Here is a 1,727-nt window from a genome sequence, read left to right as displayed (position 1 = left end):
CCAGCCCAACGGACGAAAACAGCGACACGCACTGGTACCGCAGTGACGTCGATGCCTATCTGTTTCAGAAAGCCTTGGACGCGGGCGTCGAAGCAAGGGAAGGCGTCGCGGTGACGTCGCTGGATTTGTCGGATTCATCCCAAGCACGACTTTGTCTCGCGTCCGGCGATCGCATCACAGCAGGTTTCGTCGTCGATGCGTCCGGGGCGGCGGCGGTGTCGGCGCGATTGCTGGGTGCGGCCCCGATGACGGATCGATTGAACACCAAGACGTGCGCCGCGTTTGCCCATTTCCGCGGCGTCGAATCGTACTCGGATGTTTTTAATTCGCTGCACGGCGATCACCGCGCGTCGGAACCGTTCGATGCCGATGCGGCGGCGCAACATCATTTGATCGACGTTGGCTGGGCGTGGATGCTGCGGATGAACAACGGCATCACCAGCGTCGGCGTCGTGTCGCCACTGCGTGGGGACGCGGCGACACACCACGACACGTTGCAGCGAGCGACTGGCGTTTTGAACAATCGATTCAGCGGTGTTGCGACGATCCACCAAGTGTTTCGCGACAGTGTACTCGTAGCGCCGGGTTCCAATGTTGCTACGATCGGTCGGGTGCAGCGTTTGCACGATCCCGTCGTGGCGAACAATTGTCTAATGACGCCGGCGACGGCGGTGACAATCGATCCGCTGCACAGCACCGGAATTGCTCACGCGTTGGCAGGAGTGATGCGATTGGCTGACATCTTGTTGGCCAACGACTCACGCGAGCGGATCGAGCGTTATCGTGCGTCGATTCTTGCCGAAGCATTCCACATTGATCAATTGATCGCGATGGTGTACCGATCGATGCACTCATTTCCGCGATTCACCGCCTCCTGTATGGTTTACTTCGCCGCCGCGATCGCGTGCGAAGAACGGATCGGACGCGGTGAAATGCCCGACCGGTTGTGGCAAGCCGACGACGAGTCCTTCCTCGCCGCGGTCAAGCGGTCCGCCGAAGTGATCGAGTCCGACACCGATGACGGCCAAGTGGTCGATCAATTGCGAAACTTCATCGCTCCCTGGAACACCGCCGGATTATTCGAAGGCGCCGGGAATCGCTACGCGTATACGGCGACGAAGTGAGAGCAGAAAAGGGAGCGGGAGCGAGAGGACGAGGTGAAGAAGAAACAGACAAGAAAATGGGTGACAAGAAAATGATGTCGCTGAGAACCGCTGAACCGCTGAACCGCTGAAACCTGAAACCTGAAACCTGAAACTTGAATGTCGAAACCAACAATCTTTTTGACGCGGCGTCTGCCTCCCGACTCGATGGAACGCCTGCAGACCGAGGCGAATCTTCGTCATGGCGACTTGGATCGTGCGCTAACGCGTGACGAATTGATCGACGGCGTGCGTGATGCCGATGGGCTGATCTGTTTGTTGACCGATCAGATCGACGGCGAGCTTCTGGACGCGAATCCGAGTTTGAAAGTCGTTTCGAATTATGCGGTCGGATTCAACAACATCGACGTTGCCGCTGCGACAGAGCGAAACGTTGCGGTCACCAATACTCCGGGAGTGTTGACCGACTGCACCGCCGACATGGCATGGGCGTTGCTGATGGCGTCGGTGCGTCGCGTGGTCGAAGGCGATCGCCTGGTTCGATCTGGCCAGTGGGGCGGTTGGGAACCGCTGCAGATGCTCGGCGCCGAAGTGACGGGCGCGACGATCGGGCTGATCGGCCTG

The 1,727-nt window shown here is 59.1% G+C and carries 1 protein-coding gene and 1 pseudogene; both read left to right on the top strand.

Annotated features, from left to right (window positions below):
* Window positions 1-1,124 (top strand): NAD(P)/FAD-dependent oxidoreductase (locus tag ABX749_RS31860; protein ID WP_372899586.1); only part of this gene is annotated, 1,124 nt, incomplete at its 5' end.
* 138 nt (window positions 1,125-1,262) lie between these two features.
* Window positions 1,263-1,727, top strand: a pseudogene (locus ABX749_RS31855) (D-glycerate dehydrogenase); the annotation flags it as partial.

This window comes from Stieleria sp., from assembly GCF_041595215.1.
GTDB classification, from domain to species: Bacteria; Planctomycetota; Planctomycetia; order Pirellulales; family Pirellulaceae; genus Stieleria; species Stieleria magnilauensis.
This window is presented reverse-complemented; position numbering and strand designations above follow the sequence as displayed.